Origin of the sequence: Cedecea sp. NFIX57 (assembly GCF_900177785.1) — a bacterium.
GTDB lineage: Bacteria > Pseudomonadota > Gammaproteobacteria > Enterobacterales > Enterobacteriaceae > Cedecea > Cedecea neteri_C.
Genome location: NZ_FXAS01000040.1, coordinates 1 through 25,976, shown reverse-complemented (window position 1 = coordinate 25,976; position 25,976 = coordinate 1). Strand labels below are relative to the sequence as shown.

The following is a 25,976-nucleotide window of genomic DNA, read 5'->3' as shown; positions in this document are numbered from 1 at the left end:
AACGATAGAGTCCCGGCGACACTTTTCACCGGACACAGACATGCAGCGCAAACACCTCTTTCTCGCCCTGGCCGTCACCGCCGCCTGGGGGATTAACTTCCCTCTTACCCGCCTTGGGCTGGCCCATATCGATCCCCTTTTATTAACCGCCCTGCGGTTTGCGCTTGCCGCCCTGCCGTGGGTGTTCTTTATCAGACGCCCGGCGGTGCGTCTGCGCTGGATCGCGGCCTATGGCCTGATTTTTGGCGTGGCGATGTGGGCGCTGATCAATCTGGGTATCGCGTTTGGCGTCCCACCCGGCAGCGCCGCATTGCTTATTCAGCTCAGCGCCTTTTTTACCCTGGGCTGGGGAGTCCTGCTGTTTGGCGAGCGCCTTACACGCCCGCAGCGCTATGGCATCGCTCTGGCGGCGGCCGGCCTGCTCGGCATGCTGCTGGATAGCGCCGGCAGCGCAACGTTACCCGGGCTGGGGTTGATTGTGATCAGCGCCATGGCCTGGAGCGTCGGCAACATCATCATCAAACTTTCCGGCGTGAAAGAGATCTTTGCTTTTGTGGTATGGGCCAGCCTGTTTCCCCCTGTGCCCCTGATGCTTCTGACCTGGGCCTGGCACGGCTCGGCCCCCTTCACTTCGCTGGCGCAAAATATCGATAAGCAGGCCGTGCTTTCGCTGCTATTCCAGGTTTATGCCGCGACACACTTCTGCTACTGGGGCTGGAATACCTTGCTTCATAAATATCCAGCTTCCCGCGTGGCGCCGCTTTCTTTGCTGATCCCGGTCTTCGCCATGCTCAGCTCGGGGCTGATTCTTGGCCAGGTCCCCGACCTCGCCAGCGCGCTTTCCCTGGCCGCGATCCTGCTGGCCCTGGCCATCGGCATGAAGAAAGCGCGCCCTCCCACCGCTAGTTATGCAGCGTCACGCTGTCGTCCACACCCTGGCGCCACATGCGAACCTGAGCCGAAGGCGCGTTCGGGTCGGCGTAGCCGAAGGAGATCCCGAACAGCAGACGATAGTCATCCGGTACGCCCAGGATCTGGCGCGTGGCATCGGCATGGAAGCCGAGCAGCGTCTGCGGAATGCCGGCAAAACCTCGCGCGGTTAAAGACAGCAGGAAGCTCTGCCCGTACATGCCTATGTCGGACGCCACTCGCACGTTGTCGCCAAACGACGGCATAAACAGGAACGCCACGTGCGGGGCGCCGAAGAAGTTGAAGTTACGCAGGTACGCTTCGCGGCGCTTCTCTTTATCGTCGCGGGCAATGCCTAGCGCGTCGTAGTAAACCTTCGCCTGGCGCTGACTTCGCGCGTAGTAATCGCCGTGAAAATCGTCATAGCTGAAACTAAAATCCGGCGTGACGTTACCCGCCGTATCGTTCTCAATCATCATCTTTTGCAGCGCATCTTTGGTGGCGCCGGAGACAATATGGACGTTCCACGGCTGCGTATTGCAGTTGGACGGTGAATGCTGGGCATCCTGCAAAACATCCCGAATTTGCGCCTCAGTCAGCGGCGTAGGCAGAAACGCTCTGGATGAAAAACGCTGACGCACGGCCTCATCAAAAGCCAAAACTTTATTGCTCATACCATCCTCTCTGTGCTTCCCCGACGGTTCGGGAATCATGACTTGCCGGTGAGCATAACGCTGCCGGGCGTGGCGAAAAACCGTATAATCTATGAAAGACTTTTGCGGAAAATGCACAAATGAAAGATCTGAGCCAGATAAACGCGCGCGCAATGCGCCTCTTCCTTGCCGTCATCAGCGAGGGCAGTTTTTCAGAAGTGGCCCGCCAGGAGAGCCTGTCGCCCTCCTCCGTTTCCCGCACCATGATTCAGCTCGAGCAGTCCCTGGAAACGCAGTTGCTTTACCGCAATACGCGAGCCGTGGTCGCTACCGATGCCGGCCATATTTACGCCGCCGCGTTCAGGGAGATGCTGAGCCAGCTTGAGCAGGCGCAGAACCAGATTGGCGAGCGCCGTTTGCAACCCGGCGGCGTGCTTCGCTTCAACGCGCCGGTGTCTTTCGGCCTGCGCCATATTGCCCCGTGGATTGCCGAATTCAGCGAACGCTACCCGGCGCTGCGGCTGGAGCTAAACCTGACGGATAACTACATCGACCCGCTGGCGGACGGCACCGATCTGCTGCTGCGCATCGCGCCGATGCAGGACAGCTCCCTGCACGGGCGCTTTATTACCCGGCAGCGCGCTTATCTGGTGGCCAGCCCGGCTTACCTCGCCCGCTACGGCACGCCGCAAACGCCTGAAGAACTGCACGGCCACAGGCTGCTGGCCTATCGCGGCCTGATGGGCCTTCAGCGCTGGTACTTCACCCAGGGAGAAGAAAAAACGCAGCTAACGCCGGAGCCTAAAATCGTTTCCGGCAATGCGGAGATGCTGGTGAGAGCGGCGGAAGATGGTGCAGGTATCGTGCTGTTCCCTGACTGGCAAATCAGCGACTCGCTGCGGGCCAGGCGGCTTATCCCGATGATGACGGCTTACACGGCGTCCTACAGCGCCACCGACCATTCGCTGTATATGCTCTACCCCGGCGGGCGCTTTCCGTCGCTTAACACCCGCACCGCAATAGACTTCTTTATGGCGAAGTTCGGCTCCCCACCTTACTGGCAGGATGCTTAACGCGTTTCGAACTCGTCAAAAAGCGCAGAGTTTTTATCCCGCGTTTTAAACAGCAGGATCAGCGGCGAGGGAGGCAATACACCGCTGATGAAATTTACCCTTTATCGCCGATCCACTGCATAAACTCGCCGACGTGATTAGCCCACAGATCCGGGCGCGTCATGGTGAAATGCCCTGGCGAGGTCGGGGTGCCAGCCTGCACCACGTAGCGGCCCTGCTTTAGCCTGGGCACCTCGGTTTCCAGCACGTGCAGGCTGTCCGGGTTGAACTCGTCATCCGAGAAGTTCAGCGCATACAGTTTGGTGGTGATTTTGCTCAGATCGGGTTGCGGGTTATAGCTGAAGGAGGATTTAAGCGAGTAGAGCACATCATTGGTGTCGATATGGTTGGCAGTGAAGCGGTTGTTCGCCAGGAACTTATCTGCCGCCGCCCCGTCCGGGATCGTGCGTTGCAAATCCGGCGCGCTGTCGATCATCATCCGCAGAATATTGTAGCCCTGAAGCCAGCTCTCAGGTGCCCGGGTATAATTGCCGTTGTGCCAGGCCGGATCGGCGTGCACCGCGTCCACGATCATTCTGCGCCACAGCAGATTACGCCCGGACACCTTGACTGGCAGAGACACCACCGGCATCACGCCGTCCATCATGTTCGGGTATGCCACCGCCCACTGCCAGGCGTTCATGCCCCCCATCGACATCCCGATCACGGCATGCAGATGTTTGATGCCCAGCGTTTCGGTCACCAGTTTATGCTGCAAATCAACCATGTCGCCGTAGTCATAGTTGGGGAATTTTGCCTTTAAGCCATCGCTCGGCTTGCTCGACTGGCCGTGGCCGATGCTGTCGGCAAAAATCAGATAGTAGCGGTTCGAGTCCAGCGGGCGTCCCGGCCCGTAAAGGGATTTGGTCCAGACCGGGCTCAGCAGCGCGCGGCTGTCCGCCCCCGTCCAGTGCAGCACGAGAATCGCATTATCAATCTCTCCCTGCGCATTGCGGTGCGCCTTCCCGAGCGTGGCGTAGTGCAGTTTCACCTGAGCCAGCGTTTCGCCATCCCGAAACTTGTAGTCAGCGAATACGGCATCGGCCTGATGCGCCGCCGGATTGAGCTGGGTGTCCCAGGGAGCTGCGGGTGCGGGGGCGGCAAATACGGGGCCAGAGAGCCCGGCCCCGGCAAGCAAGAGGCTTAACAGCAGACTGACTTTCGACTTTCGTGAGGGTACGCGTAGATTTCATCAAGATTCACCTGGGTAAATGAGCGATTGTTTTCTGGCATCGGGCTGTGTAAAACTTGCCCGCCCCGCCATTAACTCTTATAATAAGAGTAACAATAAAAAGATCAACAGCCGCATAACGATTAGCCGGTGGCTTAAATCCGGCTATACACTGTTACCGGGTCCACGTTGATGAAAAATAAGGAACGCTATGCGCTCGAAAGGTTTTGAAGGCATGACCTGCTCCGTCGCCGGCGTGATGGGTGCCCTGGGTGACCGCTGGGGGATGTTGATTATGCGCGACCTGTTTTTAGGCCTCAGCCGCTATGATGATTTTCGCCGCTCCAGCGGCATCACTAACGCCACGCTGTCCGACAGGCTAAAAGCGCTTGAAGAACAAGATTTAATAACCCGGCAGCGCTACCAGACGAGGCCGGAACGCTACGAATACCTGCTCACCGAAAAGGGACGAGACGTCGGGCTGGTGCTGCTGAGCATGATGCAGGTAGGCAGCCAGTGGAACCTCCCGGGCCTGGCCGGGCCGCCGCTTATCATGGTGGACGGCAACAGCGGACATAAAGTTAAAGTTGCCCTCGTGGATACCGAAACCGGGCAGCAGGTGTCACCGCAGGACGTCAGGGTGGCGTTAGGGCCTGGCGCCGACGATCTCACCCGTTGGCGTTCGGCAGGCAGACTCATAAACCCCGAACTCAGCGAAAGCTAAAGCGGACACAATCAACGTCAAACTCAGCGAGAAAAGTGATGAAAATACTGGTGGTTGGGGCAGGTGCAATCGGGGGGTATTACGGCGCGAGACTGATTCAGGCCGGCGCTGACGTGGCTTTTCTCGTGCGGCCAAAACGCGCTGAGCTACTGGCCAGGCAGGGGCTGCGGCTGGAAAGCAGCCTCGGAGGTTTTAACGCCCCGGTTAATACGGTCACCCGGGACAGCCTCCGGCCCGACTACGATCTGATTTTGCTCAGTTGCAAAACGTACGATCTGCAGGCAGCTATCGAGGACATTACGCCCGCCGTGGGACCTTCGACCGCCATTTTGCCCTTCCTCAATGGCCTCTCGGTTTACGACCAACTCGACGCCCGTTTTGGCCGCGACCGGGTGCTCGGCGGCGCGGCTTATATTGCCACCACGCTTAACGCCAACGGCGAGATCAAACAGATGGGTGCGGCGGATCAGGTTGTTGTCGGCGCGAGATCGTCAGCCACGCTTGATGTAGCAAAAGCGTTTTACGCGCTGTTAGCCTCTTCCGCGGGCGTGCGCGTGCTGTCAGACAACATTATGCAGGCGCTGTGGAACAAATGGGTAATGCTGGCTTCCGGCGCGCTAATGAATTGCCTGATGCGCGGCACAGTGGGCGATATTTTAGCGACGAAGGACGGAGAGGCGCTGATGCGACAGGCGCTTTCAGAAAGCCTGAGCGTCGCCGCAGCAGAAGGCCATACGCTGCCGTCAGAGGAAATCACCAGCATTGAAAACCGCCTGCTGGACCCGCAATCCGCCTGGGCCGCCTCTATGATGCGCGACATTGCCAGTCACGCCCCACGCCTTGAGGGCGATGCTATAGTTGGCGATATGATTACCCGCGCAACCCGGCACGGCCTGAGCGTGCCGCTTTACCGGGCGGCTTATTGCCATCTTCAGGTTTACGCCCACCAGCATACGGCCGGCGTGGCAGCTCAGCAGCCGTTCAAATAGCGAGATCATATGGAGCTTTTTGCCAACGAGTGGACGCAATTCATTGCGGCTCCGTCACAGGGGCTCCAGGGCCTGCATGCCCATTTTAACAGGCACCGCTACGAGCGCCATTCCCACGACTACTTTGTGATCGGCACCATGGATGTCGGGGCGTCCAAAATTGGCCTGGGCAGCGGCTCGGTCATTGCCCCTGCGGGCAGCGCCATGATCGTGAATCCGGGCGACGCCCACGATGGCAGCGTTTATTCCGAGCAGGGCTACACCTACAGCATGCTCTACGTTCAGCCCTGGGTTGTGGACGGCATTGCCCACGAGCTGGAACTGAACACCGGCCACAGCCTGTGCTTCACCAGCCCGATCCTGAGCGATCCGGACATCGTCGCCAGGCTGCAAACGCTGCACCGCACGCTGTTTCAATCGCAGGATCACTTAGCGCTGGAGGTGCTGCTGATTGACGCGTTAAAACCGCTGCTGAGCCGCTATTCCACCCGCCGGTTTACGCCGCAGGAAGAAAGCCGCGAACCGCGAATTGCCAAAGTACGCGACCTGATTCACGCCAGCTTTGCCTCTCCGCTGACTACCGAAGATATGGCCCTGGCATCCGGCCTGAGCCGGGTCCGTCTGAACCAACTGTTTCGCGCCGCTTATGGCCTGTCGCTGCATGCCTACCTCAACAGGGTGCGCATGGACTCTGCCAGACAAATGCTCCGCACCGGTTTGCCCGCCGCCGACGTGGCCACCGCCGTTGGCCTGTTCGATCAGAGCCATTTAATTCGCCGCTTTAAAGGCTGCTTCGGCATTACCCCGGCACAATTTGTTAACGCGCATTTTTCAAATATCCAATACGGCCGCCGCTGACCTTTTCATACTCCTGCGTTTTACGGTTCTTACTTTCTTCGGAGCAGAGTATGTCTCATTCCACGGATTCACCGGCCGCCTACCAGGCCAGCGCGCGCGTTTCAGCCTGGGTCATGATCGTGATTGGCGCCGGGAGCGTGCTGTCGTCGCTTGACCTGTTTGTCGTCAATCTCGCTTTCCCGGCCATTCGCGATAGCTTTACCGGGGCCACTAACCAGGCACTCTCCTGGGTGATCAGCGCCTATTCCATTGCCTTTGCCGCCTTTTTGGTCCCGGCGGGCAGAATAGCGGATATTTACGGCCGTAAGCGTATCTTCAAAGCCGGCCTGGCTGTGTTCTCTGTGGCGAGTCTGGCCTGCGCCTTTGCGCCGGACGTTCTCTCCCTGATTTTTGCCCGCGGTCTGAAAGGCGTGGGTGCCGCGTTGATGATCCCCACCAGTCTGGGGCTGCTGCTGGCCGCCTACCCCAAAGATCGCCACAAGCAGATGGTGGGGATTTGGGCGGCAACCGGATCGGTTGCCGCCGCGCTTGGGCCGATTCTTGGCGGCGCGCTGGTCAATATCGACTGGCGGCTGATCTTTCTGATTAACCTGCCGGTGGCGCTCCCGGCGCTGTGGCTGAGTAAGCACCTGACGGAAACGGAAGTGGTCAAAAGCCGGCTGCCGGATATCCTCGGCTCGCTGATGCTCATCGCTGGCCTGGCGCTGCTGGTGGCCGGGATCTCCTGGGCCAGCGACTGGGGATTCACCAGTCTCAGACTCTGGGTGGTACTGGGCGGTGCGTTCGCGTTCCTGGGGCTGTTCGTGCGTCGCTGCCTGACGCAGCCCGCCCCGGCGCTCGACCTGCGGGTATTCCGGGTGCCGACATTTACCCTTGCCACGCTGGGGATGGCCTTTTTCTACATGGGATTCGCCATCATGCTGCTGGGTGGCAGCCTGTTCCTGACGCAGGTCTGGCACTGGCCTGAAATGAAAGCGGGTGCCGCGTTTGCCTTCGGGCCTGGTAGTGCGGTCGTGGCTTCGGTTATCGCCGGCAGAACCCACGTCTCGCCGAAGCGACTCACCGTCACCGCCGGATTGCTGTTTCTGATCTCAGGCGTCTGGTGGTATGGCGTCCTGGGGGATGCACCCCACTATTTCCAGGCCTATTGGCCGGGCATGATCCTGACGGGCATTGCCGCGGGCATTGGCCAGACGGGCTTTATCGCGGGCGGTGCGTCTGCCCTGCCCGCCAGTCAGTACGCCACCGGCACCGGGATCATTAACACTTCCCGGCAGATTGGCGCGGCGATTGGTGTGGGAGTCTTTGTGGCCGTTTCTGGCAGCGCCAAGGCCGCCGCTCAGTTCCAGACGGCCTGGCTACTGATGGCGGCCTTTGGGCTTATCGCCTCGCTGTCAGCCCTGCTGCTTCGCGCGAAGCGATAGCGCTTATTTCTCCAGTAAGCCCAGGCGGATAAAACTCTCCGCGGTGGCGACAATCGCCTCTTCCGGCGAGCGCGGGGCCCAGCCGAGCAGGTTCACCGCCTTTGCGTTAGTGACGTTCATATCCACGCCGAGCAGGGTCAGCGATCCTTTCATTCCCGGATTTGTGTGCGCCGCCAGGCGCACCATCCAGTCGGGCAGCGCGAGGGTGGAGACTTTGTCGGCGGCTTCACCGAGGTGCTTCCGCAGGATTTTCGCCACCTCAACCATCAGCAAACTTTTGCCTGAGCTGGCGAGAAAGCGCTCACCGTTTGCCGCCGGGTGCGTCATCGCCAGCAGATGTAAATCGGCCACGTCGCGCACGTCCACAAAACAAGAGTTGATGTTCGGGTTGCCTTTCTGCCCATCCAGCATGTTTTTCACCAGCCGTGTGGAGTGAGAGAAATCAGGCCCCAGTACCGGCCCCATCACCGCCACCGGGTTCACTGCCGACAGCTCAAGCCCCCGCCCTTCTTGCTCAATAAACGCCCAGGCCGCTTTTTCCGCCAGCGTTTTTGATTTCTGATAGGGCCACACTTTCCCGGAAACGTCGCTCCAGTCCGTTTCATCAAACGGGCGGCGATGGCTGGCCGGATGCCCGACGCCTACGGCCCCAAAGGCAGAGGTCAACACCACGCGCTTAACGCCCGCGAAACTTGCGGCACGGAGCACGCGCAGGTTGCCGTCCACGGCGGGTTTGATCCAGTCCTCGTCGGTGGCGTGATTACCTGAAGGGGTCGGCGAGGCGCCATGCATCACATAGCGACACCCGGCCATAGCTTCAGCCCAGCCTTCATCCGCCATTAAATCTGTGACGAAAAAGGAGAGACGCTCCCCCGGCTCGCAGCCACCCTCTTTCAGGTTCTTGAGCACTTCTGCTTTGCGGTCAGCCGAGCGTACGGTGGTCCGAACCTCATAGCCTTGCGCCAGCAGCGCGATGATGCAGTGTTGGGCGATAAATCCGGTGCCGCCGGTAACCAATACGATATCTTGGGTCATATGCTTGTCCTCTGTAGCCTGGCCAGCAGGCAGAATGCCGTTCATTTGCTGCACAGAATAAAGTCCGGTCACCGGATTTTGAATGCTTGATCGTCCGTTCTACTTGCGCGATAGTACGGGAATGCACACCGATCCGTTTTCTGACATTCTCAAGTTCGCCGACGCCGAGTCGCTGGTCACCGGTGGTTTTACCGCCGGCGGCGACTGGGCGCTTCACTTCCCGCCGCCGGACAAAATCAAGTTCTTCGCCGTCGTCCAGGGCAACTGTTGGGTCATGCTTGAAGGCCACCCGGAGCCCATCCATTTTAGCACCGGCGATGTCGGCCTGCTGAACGCCAGGCGGGCGTTTATTGTCGCCAGCTCCCCGGAGATTAAACCGGTGGATGCCATGAGCGTCTTTAAGGCCGGAGAGCGGAACTACGCCGCCCTGGGGGAGGGAAAAGAATTTGAGTATATGGGCGGGCATGTCCTGCTGGATCCCGACCGCGGGCAAATGCTTGCCCAGGTGCTGCCGCAATGGATCCACATCCCGGCCATATCCCCACAGGCGAGTTCGTTCCGCTGGTTGCTCGATCAGTTGATAGTCGAAAGAGAGACGGCCCAGCCGGGCACCCAGCTGGCCTCCGCGCAGCTTTCGCAGTTGCTGTTTATTCAGATCCTTCGCGCCCATTTACAAACCAGCCGCTCACTTCCGGCAGGTTTGCTGCGCGCGCTGGGAGATGCCCGTCTTGCGCCGGCGCTCAGGCTTATTCACGCCAACCCGGCACGCGGCTGGCGGCTGGAAGAGCTCGCCAAAGCCTGCGCCATGTCGCGCACCACCTTTGCGGAATATTTTCGTACCGCGTCGGGGATCACGCCAGGGGCTTATCTTACCCAGTGGCGTATGCGGCTGGCGGAAAAAGCGCTGCGCGAACAGGCGGATCAAATCGCGATGGTGGCCCAGTCACTCGGGTATACCTCGGAAAGCGCCTTCAGTAATGCTTTTAAACGTGAAACCGGCCTGTCACCAAAAGCCTGGCGAAACGCCGCCCGAAGCACGGCAAGTTAAAAACAAAAAACGCCGCGCGGTGGCGGCGTAAATAAGTCAAACAGGCTATTTGATCTGCGAAGAGACGCGCCATAAGTCCACGCCGCCTTCGGTGGCATGCTGGTCGATCTCGGCCAGTTCCTGAGCGCTGAATGCCAGGTTATCCAGCGCCTGCAGCGAGTCCGCCAGTTGCTCAACGGTACGCGCCCCAATCAGGGCAGAGGTGACACGTGAGTCACGCAGAACCCAGGCAATCGCCATTTGCGCCAGCGTCTGCCCACGGCTTTCGGCCACGGCATTCAACGCGCGGATCTTGTTGAGGTTCTCGGCATTCAGCATGCCCGCCACCCGGGATCCCTCCCCGGCCGCACGCGCCCCCTGTGGCACCCCGTTCAGGTATTTCGACGTCAGCATGCCCTGCGCCAGCGGCGAGAAAGCAATGCACCCGCTGCCTGATTCCGCCAACACATCCAGCAACCCGTGCTCAATGGTCCGGTTCAGCATGGAGTAGTTCGGCTGGTGAATGAACAACGGGACTTTCTCTTCGGCCAGGATCTGCGCCGCCTGGCGGGTCAGCTCCGGTGAATAAGACGAGATCCCCACGTAGAGCGCTTTGCCCTGGCGATGCAGCTGCACCAGCGCGCCCATGGTTTCTTCCAACGGCGTATCGGCATCCACGCGGTGGCTATAGAAGATATCGACATAGTCCAGCCCCATTCGCTTCAGGCTTTGCTCGCAGCTGGCAATCAGGTGTTTTTTCGTGCCCGTTGGGCCACCGTAGGGGCCGGGCCACATATCCCACCCGGCTTTGGTGGAAATAATCAGTTCATCACGGTAAGGGGCAAAGTCTTTCGCCATCCAGCGGCCAAAGTTCTCTTCCGCCGACCCCGCCGGTGGGCCGTAATTATTCGCGAGATCAAAGTGGGTAATGCCGTTATCAAAAGCATGACGCAGAATAGCCCTGCCGGTTTCAAAAACATCCACCCCGCCGAAGTTCTGCCATAGCCCCAACGAAATAAGCGGCAACGCCAGGCCACTTTTCCCCGTTTTACGGTACTGCATATTATTACTGTAGCGAGATGGCGCCGCACTATAATTCATAACGCATTCCTCATGGTGAAGAAAAATATCAAGGACAAGTTCGCATTAAATTAATAAAGCAAAACTTATAAAGCAGAGGTAAATACCAGGCAACGAATCACCGGAATTATTTAAAAGGGATTAATTAATGAATATTCAGGGCGAGATAAATACTCATTGCGAAATCTATTTTCGCAGCGTATCGTTAATCTGTAAAATTCATTATTTAGATTGCATTAATCTTTACTGGAGATAAATGATGGAGCTGCGTCAGATTCGGCATTTTATTGCCGTTGCGGAACATGAAAATTTTACCCGGGCCGCACTCAGCATGCATATAGTGCAGTCAGCACTCTCTACCTCTATCAAGCAACTGGAAGAAGAGCTGGGCACCCCGCTGTTTATTCGCTCCACACGCAAAGTTCGCCTGACCATGGCCGGGAAGGTATTTCTGCACTATGCCCGTACCATCGGCCATTACGTGGATAAAGCGGTCCAGGAAGTGGATGCGATTGTGTCCTTAAAAACCGGGACGCTTTCCATTGGCACCGTACAAAGCGTACCGCCGTTTATTGATCTCCCCGAATTGCTGGAGACATTTATCCGTAAGTTTCCCGATTTTGAGGTCAAGCTTTGCCAGGGCTCTTCTGAAAGGCTAAATGAAAAAATCCAGAACCAACAAATCAGTCTCGCCATTATGCCGGTGGAAGAGGTCTCAGACCGGCTGGCCTCGCGCATCATCGCCTGCGACGAAATGGTGCTGGCCTTCGCACACGATTTTCCCGACCTGCCCGCAGAGGGGGAAACCATCGCGATGGAAGCGCTTGCCGGCCTGTCATTTATCGACTTTGAATCGGGCCAGGGCACGCGAAAGGTGAATGACGGCTGTTTTGCCCTGCGGGGCTTAAGCCGAAAAATCACCTTTGAAGTCAGCGATCTCGATACGCTGCTAAGCCTTTTGGAGCGAAAAATGGGGGTGGCCCTGCTCCCGGAAGAGGTGGTTTTGGCGCGCGGTGACAAGCTGACGAGACGGAAGATCAGCAATGCAGACCTGTGCTGGGAACTGGCCGTGGTCTGGCTGAGCGACAGCCCGGGCAGCCTGAAGGTTCACGACCGCCCGGTACAAGAGTTTTTGGACATTTTAGGCCCGGCAGAAGAAGAAGCCTGATCTTCCGGGTTCGTCAGGAAAAATGTGTGGCTGGCGGTACAGAGGGGCGCATCGCTTTGGCGGTCAGCGCAATCCCGGCCAGCAGAATAGCCACCAGCCACAAAGCAAGCTGCAGCCCAAGCCACCCGCTCAACGCGCCGATGATTACCGGCCCCAGCAGCATGCCGGTATAAGCCATGCGGGTCACCAGCGCGATTTCTTTACTGGCATCGCCTTCCCCCTGCGAGGCCGCAATAATAAACATCAGCGGCACAAGCGTCGAAATGCCCAGCCCCAGCAGCAAAAAGCCGACCAACGCATTGCCGGGCGAGGACGACAGCAGCACAATACTCATGCCAGTAAATCCCAGCGTGGCCATCAGCGACAGTAGCGTTTTCTCGCGTACTGCGCGACGAAGCGTGTCGCCGCTAAAACGCCCGGCCGTCATCCCCACGGAGAAAAAGGCGTAGCCTAAATAGGCGCGGCTCTGTTCAGGGTGAAGAAACTCCTGCATATAGAGCGTGCTCCAGTCGTAAATGGCCCCTTCACACAGCAAGGCCAGGAAGGCCAACCCCCCTAACACCCAAAGCGACAGTTTTCCCTCAGTTTGCCTGACCTCTGCCGTCGCGTCTTCCACGGTCGGCGCCGTTTCAGGAAGCGTTCTGGCCAGCAGGAAAGAGACTATCGCGGCCGCAATCAGCACGGCGGACAGGTAGTAAAGCGTCGGGAATGTGAGCCGATGCGACAGCAAGCCTGCCAGCGACCCGCCTATCCCCCCGAGGCTAAACATCCCGTGCAGCTTCGACATAAATTTATGCCCGCTGGCCCGCTCCACGGCCGTCGCTTCCACGTTAGTCGCCACGTCAAGCACTGCCAGAGCCAGGCCAAACACCATCAGTAACAGGCATGAGGCCGCGAAGGAAGGACTCAGAAAAACCAGCCATAAACTTAACGGATAAAGCACGCTGAACAACCCAATAGCTTTTTTGGCCCCCATCGATGAGACCCACAACCCGAGGCGTTTCATGGCCAGAATTGCCCCCAGCGACATCGAAAACAGCGCGATGGACAAAAGGCTGTTACTCACCTGATGGGCTTCTTTCAGCCAGGGAATAAAAACGCCCCAGGTAGAGAAAATAACCCCGTTAAGGAAATAGAGCGCAAACAGCGTCAGCGCCGATTTTTTATAGGATTGCATAATTTTTGACTTAAATTTCATAACAGAAAAGAGAGGCCCTGAGCCTCTCTTAGATTACAGCACAACCCTGGGCGACTTACAGCCCCTGAATTTCGCGCCATCCTTCCAGATACGTTTTTTCCGCCGGTGACGGCAGATCCAGGGCCAGTTGAGCGCGATGCCAGAAAGGATAAATGGCCGCCGGGCGCCCCGCGGCTTCGATTTTCAGCATCTGTGCGTCGGTCAGCGTCAGGTGAATCGAGGCAATATTTTCCTTTAGTTGCGCCTCGTTTCGCGCCCCTAACACGAGGGTATCGACGTTCGGGCGCTGCCTGACCCACGCCAGCGCCACCTGCGGCACGGTTTTACCGCACTCCGCCGCCACTTCCTTCAACACGTCAATCACCTGGTATAGCCGTTCGCGATCGCTGATGTGCGGCTCGGTCCAGGTCGATCCCTGGCGCGTTCCGTCCTGCGGCGGCGTGTCCCGGTCAATAAGCCCGGTCAACAAACCTTCCCCCAGCGGACTCCAGATCATCGACCCAATGCCCATTTCTTTACCACCGGGCAGCAGTTCGTATTCAGCGTCACGCCCTTCCGCCGTGTAATAAATCTGCTGGGCAACCGGCGCGGTGTAGCCCAGTTTCTCCGCCAGATATTTGGTTTTCGCCAGCTGCCAGCCACTGTAGTTAGACACGCCCCAGTAGCGAATTTTACCGGCCAGCACCAGTGAATCCATCACTTCCAGCGTTTCTTCTACCGGCGTTACGCCGTCCCAGCCGTGGATCCAAAAGAAATCCAGCCAGTCCGTTTTCAGGCGGCGGAGGGAATCATTCACCTGAGGAATGAGATGCTGACGAGAGGCGCCACTGCCGTTCGGCCCTTCATGCATGCGAAACCGCGCTTTACTGAACAACAGCCAGTCATTGCGCTGCCCCTGTAAGGCCTCGCCCAGAATGCTTTCCGCCTGACCAAAAGAGTACAGGTTGGCGGTATCAATCGCGTTAATCCCCGCATCGCGCGACAGCGCGATCATTGAAGCGGCCTGTTTCACATCCACACTACCGGCGCGGTCAAAACCAAAATCGCCGCCAAAAGTCAGGGTGCCGAGCACATACTGCGAAACTTGCAGGCCGGACTGGCCAAGATTGACATACTGCATAGTGACTCCCGTAAAAATGTAATTCACTGCCTATTCAAGGCGTTATGCCTTCCAGCAAGCGGTAATGTCTGGCGTTAGCCCATTCACCGGATCGTTTTTTGGAAACGGCAGGGCGGCCATCCGCGCCTTCATTTCGGCGGTAGGTGCTTCCCGGCAAATATCAAAACTCTGCCCCGCCGGATAAGCCCCGACAACCAGGAAATCATCGCTGGCCGACAGGCGGCAGTGCCCAATACCTGCGGGCAAAAGCACCACATCCCCGGCATTGACCGTCACCTCGTGTCCTTCAGGTCCCCCGAGCATCAGACGCGCCGTGCCGCCGGCAAACCCCAGCACTTCATGTGCCGTTGAATGATAGTGGTGGTAGTCATACACGCCGTTACGCCATTGCGGAAACCACTGATTCGCCGCGAAGATGGCCTCCATTTGCGAGGCAATATCGCCCTGCATCACCACGTTTCGGTAATGCAGAACCGGCAGCCTCGAATTGTTGGGCACCCAGCCGTTCGGCGTAATTAGCGTGGCCTCAGGTGTGATTCCCGAACTGGCCCAGCCGCGGGTTGGGATGAGCGATATTCCCGCCCCGGCAACCAGGACCGATTTAATAAAATCTCTTCTGTCGAATGTGGCCATAGCAATGTATTCCCGCGTCGTGATCAGAAAAAAGAAATGCGCCAGCGCTGTCGTTGCTTGTGTAGCATAGTCAGCTGAATTTATTTTTTAAGTAGATTATTTAGATAGTAATTATCTATAAGAGAGATAGTTATTGAATAATAAAAAGAAAAATGAAAAAGAAGAGAAAACCAAAAGTATTTTATGAACAAAGCGGCCGGATGATCCCGGCCGCTTTGTTGATTGCTCAGAACCCGTATTTCATGCCAGCCATCGCGGAGGTGTCGTGGTAGCCTTTGTCGCCGATTTGCTGGGCAACGCCGCCCCACATGTTGAGGTCATGAGCAATCTGCCCCTGCACCCCAAGCCTGAGCTGGCCGATGTTGCGGGCGCCCTCTTCATTGAGCAGCTTATCCCCCATTCTCACACCAAAGTTTTTGGTGTTATGCAGCCAGTCTGTTTCCACATAAGGCTTGAACTCACGCCCTTTGCCGTCATCCTCTGTGCGGTGACCACGCAGGTACAGCCGCACGCCCAGACGAGACTGCAGGTTGCCCTGGCCGTTGTCCTGTACGCGGGTGCCGTTAGCTTCCGTATGTTCAGCGCTGTGAACGCCCATCCAGGTCAGCTGCGCCTGAGGTTCCAGGTAGACGGCCTGACGCTCGCTTTCGCTAAGCAGCATGTTATAGCCACTTTCTAGCGAAGCGGTGAAACCGCGGCTCTTGTAGTCCTCGTTCGGCAAATCGTCACCGCTGACGCTGTTGTTAAACCAGTTGTACATCACCCAGCCGTCAACATAGACGCCTTTGCGGGAAACGGCGTTCTGGTACCAGGTGCCATAAGCCCCGACGCTGTAACCGTCCAACTCTGACTCTGAGCGATAGCCGGTCAAATTTGAACGTGCGTTGCCCTGCACGTTGCCATAGCCAGCCATCAGGCCAGCGCCCCAGCGGTCGGTCTGATGGCTGCTGCCGTGCAGGAATTCGTTCCCCATCTGCGCGACGTAGCGGTTAGCGCTGGAGCTTATCTGGCCTCCACCGGTGTGAAAACGGTTCTGCCCGCCTTCCTGACGCAGCCAGAAAGTACTCCGGGCCATGCCGCGTTCATCCAGCGGAGTACGGTATTCGGTGGCACCTTCGCGGTCGTCGAGCGTCAGGTTGAAGAGCGTATTCGCCGCCGTCAGGTTAACCAGATAGCTACCCGCCTCAGGGCGATAAACCGGTACCGGATCGGGCTGAGGAGGTGGTGTCGTAGGCCCAACTGGGTCAACTGGGTCAACTGGTGGCGTAACGGGATCGACTGGAGGTGTCACAGGATCAACCGGCGGCTCCGGAGGCAGGTTGCTCATGGAGGTCAGATACCAGTTCTGCCCTTTCTGCACCAGGCGGTAATCCCATGCCCCGGCAACGATACGCCCGGACTGGGTAAACGCCCCCGCCGCAGAGTTGCCGCCCACGGTCACCACTTCTATCCCCTGCTGAGTTTCAGCCCCCTGGCCGCCAACGTTGACCACCGCCAGCATGGTCGAACCGGACGTTGCCCCCTGAATCACCAGTTTGTCGGTGACAGAAACATCATCCCCCAACACCGTGTTCACGTTCAGTTGGCTGTCGGTGCCGCCGGTATAGTCGCCACTGACATTGAGTCGGTTACCGCTTATGGTGGCCCGACGCGAAAGATTCACGATCCCGCGGTTATCCAGGTCACCGTTTACGGAAAAACTGGCGGCGTCATCGTTACCCTGCAGCGGGCTGCCGACGGTTAAGGTGCTGCCGGTTTCCAGCGCGGCTGCGCCGATGCTGCCGGTCCCGGAAAGTAAGGTCGCGCGCTTGGCCGTGACATCGCTGACCAGAGATCCCGTGACATCCAGGCTCCCTTCCGCCAGCGTAGTCGTGCCGGTGTAGGTGCTGTCGCCGATCATGGTCAGCGCCCCGCTGCCGAGTTTGATCAGGCTGCCGCTGCCGGTTACGCCCTGGCTGATGGCCGTGTTGAATGCCTGAGTATCCAGCGTGCCGCCCGCGCTTTCGAGCGTGATGGGGCGGTCTAAATCAAAACTGTTGCTCAGTTGCAGGGTACCCCCGTCAAAGGTCAGCAGGCTGGCGTCTGACCCCAGCGCGCCGTTCTCAGCAACCTGCAGAATGCCGTCATACAAAGTCCAGGGGGTTGTGGCAGATGTGGGGTTGTTCAGTGCCCAGGTACTTGCGCCCTTTTTATGGAAGTGTCCAAACCCTGCATACTGGGCGCTGTCACCTATACTCGCGGCATCGAACTGGCTATTGACGTCACCCCCCAAAATAAGCGTGTCGTCACCGCCTGTAGCCCGCACGTTACCCTGCATGTTGTAGCCGTTGCGCAGCTCCAGGGAGTTGATTCCGCCGGTAAACAACACGGCCTGCGAGCGGTTTTGCCTTTCGACATCAAGCCCACCGCTGATGGTCCCGCTGTTGACGATGGTCATATCGCTGCCGCTGATACCCACCCCGCCGACGCCAATATCCCCAACGCCATTGATTCCGCCTGCCGTACCGGGTTCACCGCCGTTACCGCCCGAAATCCTGCCGGTATTCACAACGCTCCCGCCGCCGGAGACGATGCTGATCCCTGCGCCACCCGCGCCACCGGCATTACCGCCCCCGCCGCCCCCCCGGTTACCCGTGCCGCCAAGAATATCGCCGTTATTCACCACCTGGCCGCCCGCACCGATCAGTACGCCACTCCCGCCTTCACCACCGTTGCCGCCGCGGCTGGTATCGCCCCCACTGCCGCCACCAGTGCCCCCAAGCCCGCCGGTAATACTGGCGCCAGCGTCGTTGGTCAGCGTGCCATTCCCTTCAATGGACAGGCCATTACCGCCTTTTGCACCGCTCCCGCCGTCGGAGGTTGGGCTGTTACCGTTGGCTCCCGCACCGCCGTTGCCGCCCACAAACGCGCCGTGGTTAGTGACATTCCCAGCCCCGACAATGGAGACCGCATCACCACCGGCACCGCCTACACCGCCACCGCCCGCAGAATCATCGCCGCCTTTCCCACCGGTGACGACGCCGCTGGACTCATTGGTAACATCGCCGCCGTCAATTTCAATCCCAATGCCGCCGGCGCCGGAGTCACCGCCCTGGGAAGTACTTAGATTGCCGCTGCCGCCGCCGCGATTGCCGAGCCCACCGGTGACTTCGCCGAAGTTACTGACGCTGCCGCCGCCTTCAAGCTCGATCCCGATACCGCCTTTACCGCCGTCGCCGCCGTCGCCACCGCTGAGATTATCCCCGGTACTGTTGGAGTTACCGCCGCCGCCTGTCCCGGCATTGCCACCGATAATATGGCCGCCCTGGGTGTTGATGACCTTGCCGCTGCCCTCGACGGTGATCCCGCTGCCGCCGTTGCCGCCTGCAGAACCATACCCCACAACGCCGGTGCCCTGGCCCGACTCAACGGCCCCACCGTTACCGCCGTCGCCGCCGTCGCCGCCCAGAATTCTGCCGCTGTTGGTTATCGTACTGGTGCCGCTCAGCCAGACCCCGCGCCCCCCTTCGGCCGCCTCACCACCGCTCCCGCCAACGCCGGTAACATTGGCGTTATTTTTGGTATCCGCGTTTGCTGCAAGGCCACCTGTGGCACCGTGTCCACCTGTGATCGTCCCGGTGTTACTGACGTTCCCGTCCTGGGTCAGCATGACGCCATCACCGCCTGCACCGCCTGCCCCACCGCTGCCGCCGTGGAGAGTTTCCCCCGCCGTCGTTTGGTCGTTTGCCGTTGCACTCCCGGTGTTGCCCCCGGTACCACCGTCGCCGCCAGTAATGGAACCGCTGTTGGTATAGCTGCCCGAGCCGGTGATCAGCGCCCCCGCCCCGCCGTCGCCGCCGTCGCCGCCGTTGCCGCCGTTACCCGCATCAGCAACGTCCGTGGTATTGCTGCCACCGTTGCCTCCCCGGCCACCGTTTCCACCTTTAATATCACCGCTGTTATCACCGCTGCTGCTGTTCAGCACTTTCCCTGCCGAGCCGCCACCGCCACCGCCGCCGCCAGAACCGCTGCCGTTGGTGGCAGTCCCGTCTGGCTCCTGGCCCGTACCTCCGGTAGGGGTGCCTGGTGGGAGTGAGTTATCCACACCATCCATGCTCCCTGCGCCGCCATTTTCCCCCCGGCTGCTGCCCTGCCCACGCCCACCGGAACCGCCGTCACCGCCGTTACCGCCGATGCCCGTTGTGGTATCCATTGTGCCGCCGCCGCCGCCCTGAGCGCTGTCAGACACGGTTGCCGGATTGCCAGCCTGTCCGTCGTCAGCAAACGTTGGCTGAGGGAAAGTACTTAATAAGGCGGCACTGATCGCGGTGGCAATCAAACGTCGCTTACCCGGGTTCTGTAATATACGGGGCATTTGCGTCCTCTTTAACTCTGTGGAGTCGTGTTAATTCGAAATAGCAGAAACAGGCGTGCAGCAATTTATTTAAAAATTGCCTTAGGGTTTTAAAAGACGAGCGAAAAAAACCTTCAAATGAAGGCAGGGCTCATTTAAAAATCACTCTCGTGTTAAAATAATGTAATTACAAAAACACCCCAGACGGCGATAAAATCAACCTTTCACGGCTATCTCTTTCATGGATGAAATTCATTTCGGTGACTAATTTTAACACCACCAAAACAGACTTAAGCAAAATTAAATTGTATTACAATTTGACTTGGCACATGGAATGAATAGGAAGGGAAAATTAAATGAGGACGCAGACTGATATCTTCAGATGGAAAAATGATATAAGAAATTGTTTTTAATAGACTTAGATACAATCACGGCATGCAGACATAAAATATGTAAAACAGCAATTTACAGATTAATCCTATTAGGAAATTAATCCTAATTTTGTTTTTGAAAGTAAAAAATTAATTTAGCCATCAAAAAAACACCTATAAAAAACCCTGCTTTCAGTGCAATAAATAAACCATTAACGAGCTTACACAGCACCAATAATGCCTATCAGATATTACGTAAATGCGTCGCAATACCCCATTTAACCAAATTGATACATTCCCCCTCAATATTCATGATGCTATAACTACAGTTTTGATGCCCATATTGCCGGAGATCGTCGGTAATTAAAGCGCCTTTCAATTGCCAGATAGCAATTTCCAAAGCATGGCCATGGCTGACAATAATAACGGTATCATTCTGGTGACGTTCGTTTAGCGCTTTAAGGCAGGAAAACAGGCGATGGCTCACATTATCCAGGCTTTCACCCTGAGAACTTACCCGCAGCGGATCGCCCGATAGCAGGGCGCCAAATAACTCAGGATGCTGTTTTCGCGCCTCCATCGTATTTATCCCCTGAAGCAGCCCAAAATCACGTTCCTGCAGACGTTCATCTACGGTTATCTGACTGTGTAATTTACTGGTCAGCACATCCGCTGTGTGCCGGGCACGTAGCGCTGGTGACGTGTAAATATGCGCCACAGTTAAATCGGCCAACGCGTTAGCCAGCGCAAAGCTTTGCCGGATGCCCCGCGCCGTAAGTTGGCTGTCCAGCCTTCCCTGAATAATGCCTTGTTGATTCCCCTCACTTTCGCCATGCCGCACCAGAATTGCCCGCATACTCTTTCCTTTGTTGTGATTTTAATTTAGCATTTACTAAATTTAGAGTTATCTAAAGTGAAAATCATGACACCTGAACTTTCCCGGCTCCAGTCCAGCGCGGACGAAGCCGCCAAACTGCTCAAAGCCATGAGTAATCCCCGGCGTTTGCTGATCCTGTGCCTGCTGCTCGACTCCCCAGGCACCGGGGCCGGAGAACTGGCTGCCGCCGCAGGATTGAGCCCATCCGCGACCTCCCAACACCTGGCGAAAATGAAAGATGAAGGACTCATAGAACACCAGCGTGATGCTCAACGAGTGCGCTATTTCATCAAAAATAGTGCGGTACGCGAAGTGATCGCGACGCTGAAAACCATTTATTGCCCCTGAGGAACACCATGACAACTTCAGCCATCTTGCCAGAAGAAGCGAAAAAGCTCATTGCCAGCGGGGCCGCACTGATCGACATCCGCGAGCCGGATGAACATGCCCGCGAAAACATTCCCGAAGCACATTTGCTCCCGCTTTCAGCCATTGAAAACGGCGCCAGACTGGGGCCACTCGATCCCCACGACGTGGTGATTTTCCACTGCCAGTCCGGCATGCGCGCCTCCCAACATGCCCAGAAGCTGGAGGCGCTTGCCGAACCGGCCCAGGTCATGCTGCTGGCCGGTGGCCTTGATGCCTGGAAAAAAGGCGGGCAGGAGACTCTGGCGGACAAAAGCCAGCCTCTGCCAATAATGCGGCAGGTACAAATTATCGCGGGCACGTTAATCCTGCTTGGGGTCGTGCTCGGATACACGGTGCATAGCGTATTTTTCCTGCTATCGGGTTTCGTGGGAGCCGGTTTATTGTTCGCAGGCATCAGCGGATTTTGCGGTATGGCACGCTTACTGGCCTGGATGCCGTGGAACCGGCGCTAGCGTATCCTGCTTTATCCGCCTCGATTTATGATCTATGGTTATCAGGCGGCAAAACCGCATTAAATTCCCTTAGCATTCAGAGGTTTTTCTATGTTTAAACCAGGTGATGTGGTGCAGCCCAGGCAGGGCGGCCCTAAGCTGCAGGTGGTTGAGGTTCAGGGAGAAGATTTGATTTGCGTCCCGGCCGCGACTTTAGGTGCGGATCCACTGACGCTGAAGGCAGATTCCGTTTCGCTGTATCAGGAAGAAGGCGATTTCGGCGTTTGCTAAGCAACAAAAAAACGGCGTGAGGTTAACCACGCCGTTTTTCGCAATAAAAGTGCCCCTGTCCTTGTCGTCGCCATTCATAAACAACCGGGCACGGCGGCAATCCAGGCCAGTAATCAATAGCCCTTCTCATAACCCGCAAAGAAACATCGAACCACAACGTCCGCGTTGACCTCTTTCAGGAAGTCAGCCACCGACTCTTTATCCAGTTGATAGCGGCGGGTCAACACCCCGGCTTCCCAGGCAGCACGCTGGCGATCGCCGGTCTGCTCGGCCATATGGTGAGTAAAACCCAGCACAAAGCCGCGTTTGTAATCAGAACAAAAACGCTCAACGTTAACCGCACTGTCGGCCTGTCGGGCTTTCATTCCGGCCATCAGGCCCTTACCAAAATGGTTATCCATCAGCGACTCCTCACCATTCGCTATATAAATAATTATATAACGATTATAAGTGTGATGGGTATCCCTAAAACTCAGGTTTTTTGGGGGATTTCGTGCTTTAAGACGAAGTCAAATCATCTTATTGATAACAAATAGAAAATTTAAAACGGAACCACAAAATCAGGAAATGCCAGCCGCAAAGTGTGTTTCAACGCACTTTATCGACAAAAAACCTGTAAATAAAAATTTATCGCTAATTGATGAAATCAATGCAGTGACATACTCTACACATGACAAATTATATAATTCACAACACTGCAAATTAGCTTAAAAAGTAGCGCATGAGACTACTTTTATACCGGAGTCAACATTATGTTTTCCCCTGAGTCACGCTTACGCCATGCCGCCGCAGATATCTTTGCAATGGTAGTGTACTGCTCGGTAGTGAACATGATGATTGAGATCTTCCTCTCAGGCATGACCTTCGAGCAGTCGCTCTCTTCCCGCCTGGTCGCCGTGCCGGTCAACATTATTATCGCCTGGCCCTATGGCTTCTACCGCGATGCCTTTATGCGTACCGCGCGCCGCCTGACCCCGGCCAGTTGGGCGAAAAACCTGGCTGACGTACTGGCTTATGTGACTTTCCAGTCTCCGGTTTACGTGCTGATTTTATGGAGCGTGGGTGCTGACTGGCACCAGATTGTGGCTGCCGTGACCTCGAACCTGCTGGTGTCGATGATGATGGGGGCCGCTTACGGCTACTTCCTGGATTTCTGCCGCCGCCTGTTTCGCGTCAGCGGCCAGATGGGTGTGAAAGCGGGCGCCTGAGTCCCGTCTCGCAAGGGCGACTGGCCTCAAAGCCAGTCGTTCACTTATTCAGACTCGCCAAATAACCCTGTCAGGTACCTTTCCAGCGCGATGCGGGAACTGAAACCGTGCGGAATACCGTAGTGTTCGTGCGTTTCGCCGGCAAGATAGAGCGGGAACTGCTGGTAGTGATCGCAGGTTTTCATCTCAGAAGCGGGCTCGGCCAGCGACTGGCTGCGTTCTCTCAGAGTAGGGTGAATAATCAGGGCAGTACGCCCCATGCGTGCATCGCGATTAACATAAACATAATTCTCACCACGACGGTAGCCGTAGGTTTTTGCTGTTACCACATCCATGGTAAAACCCGATTTCTCAAGCACTCGGGCCACCTCATCCGGTCGTAAATACATAGATTTTCCTCGTCATCATTTACTGCATCGCAACCATACAATAAGCAGCATTGACAACGCTTTCGGAATTGTCCAGAAAGCCCGTCAATGGCCTTGAGCTGCCACATAACCAAAATTCATGGTCTACACTTAGCCGTACATCTTAAAAAGGGAGAGATACATGGCTAGCCGAGCAAACAAAAATGACGTTGATGTTCAGGTAGACGAAATCAATAACGATGTCAGCCAGCTGGCAGATACGCTGGAGGATGTACTGAAGTCCTTCGGGAGCGATGCAAAAGATGAAGTTGATGCCGCACGCAAAAAAGCCGAAGCGCTTCTGAAAGAGACCCGCGCACGGATTAACGGCAATCAGGGTCGTGTGCAGCAAGCCGCGCGCGATGCCGTTGGCTGCGCCGATTCTTATGTCCGCGAAAAACCCTGGCAGAGCGTGGGGATTGGCGCGGCGGTGGGTATTGTCCTTGGGGCATTGCTGGTATCACGCCGCTAACCCCGGGCGTTTAACAGTCGATAAATGAGACTAAATGCGCGTTGTAACCCCGGTGCTTTTCGCCGGGGTTTTTACGTTATGGCCAGCCGTAGCTGAAGCGCATAACGTTGTGCCATTTCATACGAGCTGATATTGGTAAAACTCAGCAATAAGCCGCCCGGCCCATGATGTTCAATTCGCCATCGGCTAAGCGCCTGAACCGCAAGCCCTGCGGCTCTCGCTTTACCTTCCACGAACAGGTCGTCACCTTCAACCTCCATGACCATCTGAATGCCACCTTCCTGCGGCACAACCGCAAATCCCTGTTCGCACAACGCCTGCTCAAGCCACAACCGACGCTCGGCATAGCGCTGGCGCATTTTTTTTAAGTGCCGCCAGAAATGCCCCTCCCGCAGAAAGTCGGCGATAGCCTGCTGAATAAGGACTGGTGCAGTACAGGGTTGCCTGCGCGCCTGATGCTGAAAATCCGCTACCGCGTGGGAAGGCACCACCAGCCAGGCAACACGCAGGGCCGGAAACATCGACTTGCTGAACGTCCCCGCGTAAATAACGCGCTGCGGGCTGTCCAGACTTTTTAACGGCGGTAGCGGTTTGCCGTGGTAGCGAAACTCGCTGTCATAGTCATCTTCAATGATCCAGCTTTGTTCCTGACTGGCCCATTCCAGCAGCGCGTGCCGCCGCGAAAGAGAGAGCGCCACGCCTGACGGGCTTTGGTGTGCGGGCGTCAAAAGTGCAAAACGGGCATCGGGAAAACGACTCACGCCGTAATCAACCTGCATGCCCTCATCGTCCACGGGGATCGCCCGGATCGCCATCCCGGCTTTTGCAAAATCAGGCCGAACAAAGCGGTAGCCCGGATCTTCCAGCCAGATACTATCCCCGGGCCGTGCAAGCGTGGCAAGCACCAGAGCGATACCGGCCTGGAACCCAGAGGTAATAAATATTTGTTCCGGCTGGCAGTCAATGCTGCGGGAAAAGCGCAGGTAATCCACAATCGCTTGCTTCAGTGAGGCCTCCCCGCTGGGTTCCGGCAGCATCAGGTCAAACCGAGTTTGCTGCCGTAACCGCCGCCCCATCAGCCTCGCCCAAACAGCACGAGGGAAGAGATCCAGCGCGGGAAGCCCCATCTGAAAAGGCCTGGCCGCGCCCTGCGGGTGAGCGGCCGAAATGTTTTGACCGCCGGGTTCGTGTTTCACCGACGGGCTCACAAAGGTGCCCGCCTGCCCACGCCGCTCCAGCCAGCCCTGAGCCACTAAATCACCATAAGCATTCTCAACCGTGGCTCTGGCAACCCCCAGCGCCAGCGCCAGCGTCCGGCTGGAGGGCAGGCGACTCCCTGCCGTCAGCTCGCCGCTGTTTATCGCCTGTTTTAGCTGACGGGCGATTTGCTGGTAGCGCGGCTGAGCGTGATGAGAAGCCACGGTGAGCGGCGCGAATTTTGGTTTCATGGTCTGGTTTTTTAGTTAATTTATGGCTCTCTTTGATAGTCCATCATAGTGGTAAATTGCCTTCACACCAACATGAGGAGTTACACCATGATCGAATTACGTCAGCCTTACTATGAGCTTTCCCCCAACGTGATTAAACCGATGCGGCAGGCACTGCAGGGGCTGGAAAATGGCCCACTGAGCAACGAGCTGATCGAGCTGGTTTTCCTGCGTGTGTCGCAGATTAACGGCTGCGCCTACTGCCTGGAGATGCATGCCAAAGCGCTGCGTAAATCTGGCGTTGATCAGGTGAAACTGGATTCGCTTGCGGGTTGGAAAGTCAGCCACCAGTTCACGGAGAAAGAGCGTGCGGCGCTGGCGTGGGCAGAAGCGCTCACCCTGATTGCCGACAGCAATGCCGAAGACGATGTTTACCAGCCGCTGCTGCAGTTTTTCAGCGCCGAGGAGATTGTTGATTTGACGCTGGCGGCCAGCATGATGAATGCGTTTAACCGGGTTGCGATTGGGATGCGGCATTGACATCCTCCCCGCCCTAAAGGGCGAGGATTCCTACTACGCTCAAACCAGGGTCTGAGTCGTTTCGGTGGGTTCCTGCTTCATCGAGCGGC

General features: G+C 57.1%; 25 protein-coding genes and 1 pseudogene. 14 read left to right on the top strand and 12 right to left on the bottom strand.

Annotation, left to right across the window (positions count from 1 at the left end):
- Positions 1 to 40: 40 nt before the first annotated feature.
- A pseudogene (locus B9Y90_RS22725) lies at positions 41 to 862 on the top strand (EamA family transporter); the annotation flags it as partial.
- A gap of 40 nt (positions 863 to 902) precedes the next feature.
- Here B9Y90_RS22725 and B9Y90_RS22720 read toward each other — a convergent pair.
- A complete protein-coding gene (locus B9Y90_RS22720) occupies positions 903 to 1,583 on the bottom strand; it encodes a nitroreductase (protein ID WP_085542711.1) in 681 nt (226 codons plus the stop codon).
- A 119-nt stretch (positions 1,584 to 1,702) separates the two neighbouring features.
- On the opposite strand from B9Y90_RS22720, the gene B9Y90_RS22715 reads away from it, so the two are divergent.
- The gene (locus B9Y90_RS22715) at positions 1,703 to 2,635 is read left to right on the top strand and encodes a LysR family transcriptional regulator (RefSeq protein ID WP_085542710.1); all 933 of its coding nucleotides are present in this window, start codon (positions 1,703 to 1,705) and stop codon (positions 2,633 to 2,635) included.
- 94 nt (positions 2,636 to 2,729) lie between these two features.
- Here the strand turns inward: B9Y90_RS22715 and B9Y90_RS22710 are convergent, their stop codons facing one another.
- Complete coding sequence (locus B9Y90_RS22710; RefSeq protein WP_254902739.1) at positions 2,730 to 3,812, bottom strand: alpha/beta fold hydrolase; 1,083 nt, start codon at positions 3,810 to 3,812, stop codon at positions 2,730 to 2,732.
- A gap of 244 nt (positions 3,813 to 4,056) precedes the next feature.
- Here B9Y90_RS22710 and B9Y90_RS22705 point away from each other — a divergent pair, with 244 nt between their 5' ends.
- From B9Y90_RS22705 to B9Y90_RS22690, 4 genes are read left to right on the top strand one after another with little or no spacing between them, the layout of a single operon-like run.
- Positions 4,057 to 4,569, top strand: a complete 513-nt coding sequence (locus B9Y90_RS22705) for a winged helix-turn-helix transcriptional regulator (RefSeq protein ID WP_085542708.1) — start codon at positions 4,057 to 4,059, stop codon at positions 4,567 to 4,569.
- Between the two features lie 38 nt (positions 4,570 to 4,607).
- Positions 4,608 to 5,558, top strand: a complete 951-nt coding sequence (locus B9Y90_RS22700; RefSeq protein WP_085542707.1) for a 2-dehydropantoate 2-reductase — start codon at positions 4,608 to 4,610, stop codon at positions 5,556 to 5,558.
- 9 nt (positions 5,559 to 5,567) lie between these two features.
- Positions 5,568 to 6,416 carry an AraC family transcriptional regulator gene (locus B9Y90_RS22695; protein ID WP_085542706.1) on the top strand — a complete coding sequence of 283 codons (849 nt, stop codon included), beginning with the start codon at positions 5,568 to 5,570 and terminating at the stop codon, positions 6,414 to 6,416.
- A 50-nt stretch (positions 6,417 to 6,466) separates the two neighbouring features.
- Positions 6,467 to 7,840: an MFS transporter gene (locus B9Y90_RS22690; protein WP_254902738.1), complete on the top strand. Its 1,374-nt coding sequence runs from the start codon at positions 6,467 to 6,469 to the stop codon at positions 7,838 to 7,840.
- Positions 7,841 to 7,843: 3 nt separating this feature from the next.
- Here B9Y90_RS22690 and B9Y90_RS22685 read toward each other — a convergent pair whose 3' ends face one another.
- Positions 7,844 to 8,875, bottom strand: coding sequence for an SDR family oxidoreductase (locus tag B9Y90_RS22685; RefSeq protein ID WP_085542719.1), 1,032 nt, complete (start codon positions 8,873 to 8,875; stop codon positions 7,844 to 7,846).
- A gap of 82 nt (positions 8,876 to 8,957) precedes the next feature.
- On the opposite strand from B9Y90_RS22685, the gene B9Y90_RS22680 reads away from it, so the two are divergent.
- Positions 8,958 to 9,923 (top strand): AraC family transcriptional regulator, encoded by a 966-nt coding sequence (locus B9Y90_RS22680; protein WP_085542705.1) that lies wholly within the window; start codon positions 8,958 to 8,960, stop codon positions 9,921 to 9,923.
- Between the two features lie 45 nt (positions 9,924 to 9,968).
- Here B9Y90_RS22680 and mgrA read toward each other — a convergent pair whose 3' ends face one another.
- A complete protein-coding gene (mgrA, locus tag B9Y90_RS22675; protein WP_085542704.1) occupies positions 9,969 to 11,003 on the bottom strand; it encodes an L-glyceraldehyde 3-phosphate reductase in 1,035 nt (344 codons plus the stop codon).
- Positions 11,004 to 11,238: 235 nt separating this feature from the next.
- Here mgrA and B9Y90_RS22670 point away from each other — a divergent pair, with 235 nt between their 5' ends.
- On the top strand, positions 11,239 to 12,150 hold the full coding sequence (locus B9Y90_RS22670) for a LysR family transcriptional regulator (protein ID WP_139827465.1): 912 nt from the start codon (positions 11,239 to 11,241) through the stop codon (positions 12,148 to 12,150).
- A gap of 13 nt (positions 12,151 to 12,163) precedes the next feature.
- Here B9Y90_RS22670 and B9Y90_RS22665 read toward each other — a convergent pair whose 3' ends face one another.
- From B9Y90_RS22665 to B9Y90_RS22645, 5 genes are all read right to left on the bottom strand, one after another.
- Entirely contained in the window at positions 12,164 to 13,327 is a 1,164-nt protein-coding gene (locus B9Y90_RS22665; protein WP_176227899.1) for an MFS transporter, read from the bottom strand.
- 76 nt (positions 13,328 to 13,403) lie between these two features.
- A complete protein-coding gene (locus B9Y90_RS22660; protein WP_085542701.1) occupies positions 13,404 to 14,468 on the bottom strand; it encodes an aldo/keto reductase in 1,065 nt (354 codons plus the stop codon).
- Between the two features lie 42 nt (positions 14,469 to 14,510).
- Positions 14,511 to 15,101 (bottom strand): cupin, encoded by a 591-nt coding sequence (locus B9Y90_RS22655; protein ID WP_085542700.1) that lies wholly within the window; start codon positions 15,099 to 15,101, stop codon positions 14,511 to 14,513.
- A 226-nt stretch (positions 15,102 to 15,327) separates the two neighbouring features.
- Positions 15,328 to 19,455 carry an autotransporter outer membrane beta-barrel domain-containing protein gene (locus B9Y90_RS22650; RefSeq protein WP_085542699.1) on the bottom strand — a complete coding sequence of 1,376 codons (4,128 nt, stop codon included), beginning with the start codon at positions 19,453 to 19,455 and terminating at the stop codon, positions 15,328 to 15,330.
- 594 nt (positions 19,456 to 20,049) lie between these two features.
- On the bottom strand, positions 20,050 to 20,661 hold the full coding sequence (locus tag B9Y90_RS22645; RefSeq protein WP_085542698.1) for a histidine phosphatase family protein: 612 nt from the start codon (positions 20,659 to 20,661) through the stop codon (positions 20,050 to 20,052).
- Positions 20,662 to 20,727: 66 nt separating this feature from the next.
- Here B9Y90_RS22645 and B9Y90_RS22640 point away from each other — a divergent pair, with 66 nt between their 5' ends.
- The 3 genes from B9Y90_RS22640 to B9Y90_RS22630 all read left to right on the top strand — a co-directional run bounded on the left by B9Y90_RS22640 (position 20,728) and on the right by B9Y90_RS22630 (position 21,833).
- Positions 20,728 to 21,030: an ArsR/SmtB family transcription factor gene (locus B9Y90_RS22640; RefSeq protein ID WP_085542697.1), complete on the top strand. Its 303-nt coding sequence runs from the start codon at positions 20,728 to 20,730 to the stop codon at positions 21,028 to 21,030.
- An 8-nt stretch (positions 21,031 to 21,038) separates the two neighbouring features.
- Positions 21,039 to 21,563, top strand: a complete 525-nt coding sequence (locus tag B9Y90_RS22635) for a rhodanese family protein (protein ID WP_085542696.1) — start codon at positions 21,039 to 21,041, stop codon at positions 21,561 to 21,563.
- Between the two features lie 90 nt (positions 21,564 to 21,653).
- Complete coding sequence (locus tag B9Y90_RS22630; protein ID WP_085542695.1) at positions 21,654 to 21,833, top strand: YodC family protein; 180 nt, start codon at positions 21,654 to 21,656, stop codon at positions 21,831 to 21,833.
- Positions 21,834 to 21,946: 113 nt separating this feature from the next.
- Here the strand turns inward: B9Y90_RS22630 and B9Y90_RS22625 are convergent, their stop codons facing one another.
- On the bottom strand, positions 21,947 to 22,234 hold the full coding sequence (locus B9Y90_RS22625) for a DUF2623 family protein (RefSeq protein ID WP_045783738.1): 288 nt from the start codon (positions 22,232 to 22,234) through the stop codon (positions 21,947 to 21,949).
- 351 nt (positions 22,235 to 22,585) lie between these two features.
- Between B9Y90_RS22625 and B9Y90_RS22620 the strand changes: the two genes are divergently transcribed.
- Positions 22,586 to 23,041, top strand: a complete 456-nt coding sequence (locus B9Y90_RS22620; RefSeq protein WP_039297511.1) for an L-alanine exporter AlaE — start codon at positions 22,586 to 22,588, stop codon at positions 23,039 to 23,041.
- A 44-nt stretch (positions 23,042 to 23,085) separates the two neighbouring features.
- On the opposite strand, the gene B9Y90_RS22615 is transcribed toward B9Y90_RS22620, so the two are convergent.
- Positions 23,086 to 23,430, bottom strand: coding sequence for a DUF2002 family protein (locus B9Y90_RS22615; RefSeq protein WP_085542694.1), 345 nt, complete (start codon positions 23,428 to 23,430; stop codon positions 23,086 to 23,088).
- A gap of 160 nt (positions 23,431 to 23,590) precedes the next feature.
- Between B9Y90_RS22615 and B9Y90_RS22610 the strand changes: the two genes are divergently transcribed.
- On the top strand, positions 23,591 to 23,920 hold the full coding sequence (locus B9Y90_RS22610; RefSeq protein WP_085542693.1) for a DUF883 family protein: 330 nt from the start codon (positions 23,591 to 23,593) through the stop codon (positions 23,918 to 23,920).
- 71 nt (positions 23,921 to 23,991) lie between these two features.
- Here the strand turns inward: B9Y90_RS22610 and pdxR are convergent, their stop codons facing one another.
- Positions 23,992 to 25,368, bottom strand: coding sequence for a MocR-like pyridoxine biosynthesis transcription factor PdxR (gene pdxR / locus B9Y90_RS22605; RefSeq protein ID WP_085542692.1), 1,377 nt, complete (start codon positions 25,366 to 25,368; stop codon positions 23,992 to 23,994).
- An 87-nt stretch (positions 25,369 to 25,455) separates the two neighbouring features.
- Here pdxR and B9Y90_RS22600 point away from each other — a divergent pair, with 87 nt between their 5' ends.
- The gene (locus B9Y90_RS22600; RefSeq protein WP_085542691.1) at positions 25,456 to 25,887 is read left to right on the top strand and encodes a carboxymuconolactone decarboxylase family protein; all 432 of its coding nucleotides are present in this window, start codon (positions 25,456 to 25,458) and stop codon (positions 25,885 to 25,887) included.
- Positions 25,888 to 25,976 lie beyond the last annotated feature (89 nt).

Excerpts from the sequence above, each read along its gene's own strand:
- B9Y90_RS22720 (WP_085542711.1), bottom strand. The coding sequence starts at position 1,583 with ATGAGCAATAAAGTTTTGGCTTTTGATGAGGCCGTGCGTCAGCGTTTT.
- B9Y90_RS22715 (WP_085542710.1), top strand. The coding sequence starts at position 1,703 with ATGAAAGATCTGAGCCAGATAAACGCGCGCGCAATGCGCCTCTTCCTT.
- B9Y90_RS22705 (WP_085542708.1), top strand. The coding sequence starts at position 4,057 with ATGCGCTCGAAAGGTTTTGAAGGCATGACCTGCTCCGTCGCCGGCGTG.
- B9Y90_RS22700 (WP_085542707.1), top strand. The coding sequence starts at position 4,608 with ATGAAAATACTGGTGGTTGGGGCAGGTGCAATCGGGGGGTATTACGGC.
- B9Y90_RS22695 (WP_085542706.1), top strand. The coding sequence starts at position 5,568 with ATGGAGCTTTTTGCCAACGAGTGGACGCAATTCATTGCGGCTCCGTCA.
- B9Y90_RS22690 (WP_254902738.1), top strand. The coding sequence starts at position 6,467 with ATGTCTCATTCCACGGATTCACCGGCCGCCTACCAGGCCAGCGCGCGC.
- B9Y90_RS22685 (WP_085542719.1), bottom strand. The coding sequence starts at position 8,875 with ATGACCCAAGATATCGTATTGGTTACCGGCGGCACCGGATTTATCGCC.
- B9Y90_RS22680 (WP_085542705.1), top strand. The coding sequence starts at position 8,958 with ATGCTTGATCGTCCGTTCTACTTGCGCGATAGTACGGGAATGCACACC.
- mgrA (WP_085542704.1), bottom strand. The coding sequence starts at position 11,003 with ATGAATTATAGTGCGGCGCCATCTCGCTACAGTAATAATATGCAGTAC.
- B9Y90_RS22670 (WP_139827465.1), top strand. The coding sequence starts at position 11,239 with ATGATGGAGCTGCGTCAGATTCGGCATTTTATTGCCGTTGCGGAACAT.
- B9Y90_RS22665 (WP_176227899.1), bottom strand. The coding sequence starts at position 13,327 with ATGCAATCCTATAAAAAATCGGCGCTGACGCTGTTTGCGCTCTATTTC.
- B9Y90_RS22660 (WP_085542701.1), bottom strand. The coding sequence starts at position 14,468 with ATGCAGTATGTCAATCTTGGCCAGTCCGGCCTGCAAGTTTCGCAGTAT.
- B9Y90_RS22655 (WP_085542700.1), bottom strand. The coding sequence starts at position 15,101 with ATGGCCACATTCGACAGAAGAGATTTTATTAAATCGGTCCTGGTTGCC.
- B9Y90_RS22650 (WP_085542699.1), bottom strand. The coding sequence starts at position 19,455 with ATGCCCCGTATATTACAGAACCCGGGTAAGCGACGTTTGATTGCCACC.
- B9Y90_RS22645 (WP_085542698.1), bottom strand. The coding sequence starts at position 20,661 with ATGCGGGCAATTCTGGTGCGGCATGGCGAAAGTGAGGGGAATCAACAA.
- B9Y90_RS22640 (WP_085542697.1), top strand. The coding sequence starts at position 20,728 with ATGACACCTGAACTTTCCCGGCTCCAGTCCAGCGCGGACGAAGCCGCC.
- B9Y90_RS22635 (WP_085542696.1), top strand. The coding sequence starts at position 21,039 with ATGACAACTTCAGCCATCTTGCCAGAAGAAGCGAAAAAGCTCATTGCC.
- B9Y90_RS22630 (WP_085542695.1), top strand. The coding sequence starts at position 21,654 with ATGTTTAAACCAGGTGATGTGGTGCAGCCCAGGCAGGGCGGCCCTAAG.
- B9Y90_RS22625 (WP_045783738.1), bottom strand. The coding sequence starts at position 22,234 with ATGGATAACCATTTTGGTAAGGGCCTGATGGCCGGAATGAAAGCCCGA.
- B9Y90_RS22620 (WP_039297511.1), top strand. The coding sequence starts at position 22,586 with ATGTTTTCCCCTGAGTCACGCTTACGCCATGCCGCCGCAGATATCTTT.
- B9Y90_RS22615 (WP_085542694.1), bottom strand. The coding sequence starts at position 23,430 with ATGTATTTACGACCGGATGAGGTGGCCCGAGTGCTTGAGAAATCGGGT.
- B9Y90_RS22610 (WP_085542693.1), top strand. The coding sequence starts at position 23,591 with ATGGCTAGCCGAGCAAACAAAAATGACGTTGATGTTCAGGTAGACGAA.
- pdxR (WP_085542692.1), bottom strand. The coding sequence starts at position 25,368 with ATGAAACCAAAATTCGCGCCGCTCACCGTGGCTTCTCATCACGCTCAG.
- B9Y90_RS22600 (WP_085542691.1), top strand. The coding sequence starts at position 25,456 with ATGATCGAATTACGTCAGCCTTACTATGAGCTTTCCCCCAACGTGATT.